Source organism: Corynebacterium sp. HMSC070E08, assembly GCF_001808895.1.
GTDB classification, from domain to species: Bacteria; Actinomycetota; Actinomycetes; order Mycobacteriales; family Mycobacteriaceae; genus Corynebacterium; species Corynebacterium hiratae.
Map to the genome: position 1 here is coordinate 61,785 of NZ_KV794791.1, position 6,000 is coordinate 67,784.

Consider the following 6,000-nt stretch of genomic DNA (forward strand, 5'->3'; position numbering starts at 1 on the left):
GGCCCTCCTGGGTGCGGCGGGCCCGGCCTTTACTGGCCGCGATCACTTCACCCTCGGTGCGCTTGCTGCGGGGGAGACTGCTGTCTGGTCACGCCTGTTTAAGTGGCGCACGCTCGGTACGGCCACGACCGCCGCTGTACCCGTGCTGCTGGCCTTGCGCTCGGACTGCGCACCGGAGACCCGAGTGGGGCTCATCGCCGCGTCCCTGGGCCAAGCCGCCAAGCGCGGTGAGCCAACAACGTTCGGCGTAACCTGCGTGAGCGTGCAATACGCTTTCTTCGCGTGGGCGCTGCGCGGCGCGCGCAACGACGCGGCCGGCTGGGGCCTGCGCGCCGGGGCGTGGGCCGCGGGCGTTGCACTAGCCCGCAGCCGTGGCGAGCGCCTTGCCACGGCTGTTGCTGGAATCCCGGCGGCTGCGCTCTCCGCGCTAGCAGGTGATGAGAAGCTCCGCGCAGACCAAGCCACGCAGGGGCTGAGCCACGGTGCTAACCTGCTTCTGGCCTCTGAGGCGCTGACGGTCCTGAACCCGGCTGAGCAGCGCCAGGATGCGGGCCTGCGTGGCCGAGTCCTGGATGCGGCGCAGTCGGCGGCCCAGACGGTAGGCCTGGTGCTGCTGGTGGATGGGCTGGCGCGGGGCTAGACGCAGCACCTAATTCCGGGCGCATCGTCGTGCCATAAGACAAGCGGCGGTGCACCCATTCGAAGGGCCCGGGCTTGCCTGCGGCCTCGAGCGCGCAGGCGATGAGGAGTGTGGCCAGCCACACTCCGGCGGCCAGCGCTGCCTGGCCCGCGGCGCTGAACTCGGGGCCAATGTTGAGGGTGAAGGGGTAGACCAGCGCCAGGAAGAACACGGACTGCAGCACGTAGCCGGTCATGGAGCGCTTACCGAGCGCGATGAGTGGCCACAGGAACCACGGGCGCGCACCACGGCGTTGCAGCGGTTCTAGGGCAAGTGTCGCCGCCGCCACGATGCCCGGCCCGGTGAGCATGCCGATGCAGCTATTTGCTGCGTTGAGGGGTTCCGCCAGAGCTGGGTCCAGCACCCCAATCGTCGACAAGCCCCAGGGCAGGCCGAGGAAAAGGATGATGGCTAGGGCCAAAAGGGTCCACGCCCACAGCTCGCGCCGATGGCCCCCGGCTAAGGTTCCGCGGCGCGCCCACACGAAACCTACGAGCATCACCGGAAGGACCAAGGCTCCCGTCAGGGGAACGGAAAAAGCTTGGGCGCAGACCATGATGGCTTGTTCACCCAGCAGCTCCCAGTAGGATTCGGCGGCACTAAAACCGCTGAAATCGAATTCTGAGGTATCGATGAACGCGGCCCCAATACCCATTCCGATGCCCGACACAACCAGCAGCGCACAGAGCCCGTAGGCCACGCGCATGAGGAGCTTGTCGGTGAAAGAAAGCAGCAGTGCGATGAGCATGCCCATCGCGCCATAGAGGATCATGATGTCGCCGGAAAAGAGGAAAAGGCAGTGCAAGACGCCGAACAGGGCGAGAAAGCCATAGCGTTTTGCCAGCACGGCCTGTGCGCGGCGAAGCGGGAAACCTCGCCGCCACAAGCTCATCGCAATAAGCCCCACGCCAAAACCTAAGAGCGTGGAGAACATCGGCAGGCCACGCACGTGGATGAACATGGCGGAAAAGACCACGTAGATTTTGTCCGTGAGGGACTCGACGCCACCGAAATAAGCATCGGGGCCATCGCCGTCGTTCATAATCCACGCGGTGCAGACGTTTGCCAGCGCAATGCCCAGCAGGGCCATGCCGCGGGCGACGTCGGGGACGAGGAGGCGAGGACTCGAATTCTGACGTGGCGGATGGGGCTGATGTGGCTGTTGGAGCATGGCCCCGAAGCTACCAGAATCACAAAGACTTATTTATCCGAGGGCACGCTCCGCCAGGGTCGGGCGAATCGGGCGCGCCAGTTGCGTCATGCGACGACGCCCGCGCAGCTCGATAGACTTCATCAGCGTCCAGCGCGCCTGCTCGGCCTCGTTAGCGCCGCGTAGCGTGGCGGAGTTGGTGAGCACCTGGCCGGGTGTGTCCTTGGCCAGCTCGGTCAGGCGTGCAGCCTCATTGACGGCATCACCAATAACGGTGTACTCAAAGCGATCCGCGCCACCAATGTGGCCGGCCACCACGTGGCCCGCGGCCACGCCGATGCCTGCCTGCAGCCGCAGCCCGCGCAGTTCCTGGCGCAATTCACGGGCGGCCTGCAAGGCCATGGAGTTGGCGTCGTAGACCGTCAGCGGGGCACCGAAGACGGCCAAGGCGGCATCACCCTGGAACTTGTTGATGATGCCCTTGTTGCGGTGCACCACCTCAACGACGTGCTCGAAGAACTTGTTGAGCTCCTCCACGACCTCCTCCGGGGTGTGGTTGACAGCGAAGGTGGTGGAACCGATGACGTCGATAAACAGCACAGCCACCTTGCGGTCTTCGCCGCCCAGCTCCGGGCGCTCCTCCAAGGCGCGCTGTGCCACCTCAGTGCCGACATAGCGGCCGAAGATATCGCGCACGCGCTGGCGCTCACGCAGGCCGCGCATCATCTCGTTGAAGCCGGCCTGGAGAACGCCGAGCTCGGAGCCGTCGTAGATGTCCACCTGGACGTCACTCTCGCCGCGGCGCACGCGGTTGATGGCGTCCTGCAGCTCCAGGATCGGATCCACCACGCTCATCATGGCGAACATGGTGCCGATAAGCCCCGTGCCCAGCGCCGTGATGCTCAGTGCGATGATGGCGGGGATGATATCGGCGGTATCGGCGGTGAACATCCCCATCTTCTGGCCCAGGTGCACCAAGATGATGCCGATGAGCGGGATGCCGGAGGTCATGAGCCACGTGGAAAGCAGCCGGTACTTAATCGGCGGCTCCAGGGTGGAATCCTCGAAGCGGCGTGCCACGGCCTCCGCCGCCACGGGGCGCACGAGGCGCTCCGCCTGCAGGTAGGTCAAGAGCACGATGAGGCCGCCGGCCAAAGTCGCAGAAACGCCTACGACGATGGCCAGCCGCGCCGAGTGCTGGCCCGCAAGTATCACCGCCAAAAGGATGCCCACCAGCCAGACACCCGCGGCCACCCCGGCTTGGTAGAGCGGGATGCGCAGGACTAAGTTGCGCACCATGTTGGGGTCATGATCATCGGGGCTGCGCTGCCAGTCCAACACCGGCCGGAACAGCCGCAGGGTCACCGCGATGCCAATGATGACAGCGAAGGTCACGAATAACGTGCCATAGGTCCACAGATGGGGCGTGTGGGCGATGAAGTCGGAGATCTCCGGCATGGGCAGAAAGAAGACCACGAAGGTCATGATCGCAATGGCACCGATGATGTTGGAGCCAAGGACGAGCGCGGCGTACATCGGCCATTGAGTACCCCATAACCAGCGGGCGCCACGCATCAGTCTATTCATGATTACTCACTTTAGTTATCCCAGTAGGCTAGGGCGAGTGAATACATCAAGCGTTGCAGAAAGGCTTGCCGACGCCCCCTCCGTCGCCCACACCATCCTCAGTGCTGCCCGCGCGGCACACGGTGAGGGCGACCCGCGGGCGATGAGCCACTCTTGGCTTTTTACCGGTCCTCCCGGTGCCGGCCGCTCGCTGGCCGCGCAATGCTTCGCCGCAGCACTCATGTGCACGTCCGCCGACGAGAACGGCAACCCCGGTTGCGGGCGCTGTCCCTCCTGCCAGAGCGTCTTGGCCAAGCAGGAGCACACCGACTTGGTTTACGTGGACCCGCAGGAGCAGTTCATCACCGTCGGTGAAGCCCGCGAGGTTATCGGGCGCGCGGCCAGCCTGCCTAGCGTGGCGCCGTGGCGCGTGGTCATCTTCAACAAGGCCGACCGCCTGCGCAACGAGGCCGCCAACGCGTTGCTCAAAACCGTGGAGGAGCCCCCGGAGCGCACCGTCATCATCATGGTGGCGCCCTCGGAGGACCCGGAGGACTTCTCGGTCACGCTGCGCTCGCGCTGCCGGCACCTGTATATCCCGGCGCCGAGTGTGGAGGGCGTCGTCAAGCAGCTCGTCGCCGAAGGTGCTACCGAGGATGACGCGCGCCTGGCCGCCGTGACCACCCTGCGCCACGTGGGCCGTGCGCGGCACCTGGTCAACGACCCCGCCGCGCAGAAGCGCCGCGCCATGGCCATCAACCTGGCCGAGGATGTCTTCCACGGCTCCCAGGCCTTTCAGTCCGTCACAGCGCTGCTGAAGTTTATTGAGAAGGAAGCCAAGGACTCCCACGCGGCGGCGGAGGAGGCGGAGCGCTCCAAGATTGAACAATCCTTCGGCGTCGGCGCTAAGGGCAAGGGCGCGACGAAGGCGCAGCGCGACGCCCGCAGTGCGCTGAAGGATATGGAAGAGCTCCACAAGAAGCGCGCTAAACGACGCATCTCCGACGGCCTCGACATCGCCCTCGTGGATCTCGCCGGTATTTACCGCGATGCACTCATGCTGAAAGTCGGCGCTGAGGTGGAGATGACCCACCCGGACTTCGCGGGCCTGGCGGGCGAACTTGCCCAGCGCGTGAGCGAAGACGGCTTGCTGGCCGCCCAGTCCGCTATCCGCACCTGCCGCGAGCAGCTGCCGCAGAACGTCACCCCGCAGGTGGCTTTCGACGGCATGGTGGGCCGCCTGCGCCTGGCCTGTGGCGCGCGCTAACCAGCACGTGTGCTGCGTGCACACTACAGGTGATAGCCCGATTTCTTTATCAGCCCAGGCCTAGGCTAAACTCTCAGGCGGTGCATATACACACTGCATCGTGCCGCCTTAGCTCAGTCGGTAGAGCATCTCACTCGTAATGAGAAGGTCGCGAGTTCGATTCTCGCAGGCGGCTCCACTTAGACGTCGGATTTGATAAGTACCCTTTTGCGTTAGCGAGTATCGCTTAGGGGGGGGTGTGAAAAATCGCTTGCGTTAGCGGGTTTGGGTTTTGCGTTAGCGGGTATCTTGTTTGCCCTAGTAAAATGCGTATTCAGGGTTTAACGCGCTAACGAAGCGTTAAACCTAAGGCCGTTTCACGAGGAGGTGTGTGGTGAGATCGTATGCGTCCGGCGATGAACTAGCCGCAGAGATTACTAAGCGTGGCGAACTTTTTATCGGCGAGTTCGTAGGCGTTCCTGGCGATGGTTGGGACCGGCTGGTTGACGGTGTTGACCGCACGCCCCGGCAGATGATCGCCTACCAGCTTGGCTGGATGGAATTACTGCTCGGCTGGGAACGTGACGAACAAGCCGGTCTTGACGTGGTGACTCCGGCACCTGGTTTTAAGTGGAATCAACTGGGCGGATTGTATGAATCGTTCTACCAACGCTGGGAGCAGGTATCTACTGAGGATTTGATCGACAGGTTCAAGATCCTGCTTGGTGAGATAGTCAAAATGGTGGGCGGTCTAACCGAATCAGAATTGTTTAGTTCGGGTCAGCGTGCGTGGGCTTCTTCCACCCCGTCGGCGTGGCCGGTGTGGAAATGGGTGCATATCAACACCGTCGCGCCATTTACGACGTTTCGCACCAAAATCAGGAAGTGGAAGAAACTGGCAGCCTGCTAGCAATAGGTACGGTGATTTCAGTGCCGATTCTGAAGACGAACTGGATCTCGTTGGCTCCGATAACGGCATGGTCGATAAGCGCTGTCCACTGGGATGGTTGAAAATGCTGGATGGGCTTGTCGGCCAACTGGGTGTAGGCGGTTTTGATCGCAGTGGCCTTGGCACTCTTGGCAGCAATCTCGGCCTCGATGGCTTGTTTGCGGCCCAGGGTTTTCTGGTATCGCGCTTCTAGCTGGGTGTAGCGGGCGAGGTATTGGTCCTGGTCTTGCGCTACCCGCTGATTTTCTGCAACCAATGATTCAATCTCGCTGGCAAGAGCGCGGATTTTCTCGTCTAGGCGCTTGGACTCCGCTTCGAGCTGGTCTGTATTAAACATGGCGTCGATGACCTGTGGTAGGTGGCTTTGTCCGCGATAGGACCTGACCCCTGTTTGGTAGACACCTGATATC

General features: G+C 62.9%; 4 protein-coding genes, 1 tRNA gene and 1 pseudogene. 3 read left to right on the forward strand and 3 right to left on the reverse strand.

All coding sequences use genetic code 11. The annotated features are described in order from the left end of the window. Window positions 1-485 precede the first annotated feature (485 nt). Both HMPREF2526_RS10050 and HMPREF2526_RS10055 read right to left on the reverse strand, forming a co-directional pair. On the reverse strand, window positions 486-1,850 hold the full coding sequence (locus tag HMPREF2526_RS10050) for a DUF418 domain-containing protein (protein WP_083295558.1): 1,365 nt from the start codon (window positions 1,848-1,850) through the stop codon (window positions 486-488). A gap of 33 nt (window positions 1,851-1,883) precedes the next feature. Then, the gene (locus tag HMPREF2526_RS10055) at window positions 1,884-3,416 is read right to left on the reverse strand and encodes an adenylate/guanylate cyclase domain-containing protein (RefSeq protein WP_070547199.1); all 1,533 of its coding nucleotides are present in this window, start codon (window positions 3,414-3,416) and stop codon (window positions 1,884-1,886) included. Here HMPREF2526_RS10055 and HMPREF2526_RS10060 point away from each other — a divergent pair. The 3 genes from HMPREF2526_RS10060 to HMPREF2526_RS10070 all read left to right on the forward strand — a co-directional run bounded on the left by HMPREF2526_RS10060 (window position 3,415) and on the right by HMPREF2526_RS10070 (window position 5,551). Then, window positions 3,415-4,662, forward strand: coding sequence for a DNA polymerase III subunit delta' (locus HMPREF2526_RS10060; protein ID WP_083295559.1), 1,248 nt, complete (start codon window positions 3,415-3,417; stop codon window positions 4,660-4,662). The two genes, HMPREF2526_RS10055 and HMPREF2526_RS10060, sit on opposite strands and share 2 nt — an antisense overlap. 102 nt (window positions 4,663-4,764) lie before the next feature. Continuing rightward, window positions 4,765-4,840, forward strand: a tRNA-Thr gene (locus tag HMPREF2526_RS10065). 195 nt (window positions 4,841-5,035) lie between these two features. Beyond that, a complete protein-coding gene (locus HMPREF2526_RS10070) occupies window positions 5,036-5,551 on the forward strand; it encodes a ClbS/DfsB family four-helix bundle protein (protein WP_034969882.1) in 516 nt (171 codons plus the stop codon). Here HMPREF2526_RS10070 and HMPREF2526_RS10075 read toward each other — a convergent pair. Beyond that, a pseudogene (locus HMPREF2526_RS10075) lies at window positions 5,520-6,000 on the reverse strand (DNA recombinase); the annotation flags it as partial. The gene HMPREF2526_RS10070 and the pseudogene HMPREF2526_RS10075 overlap by 32 nt on opposite strands.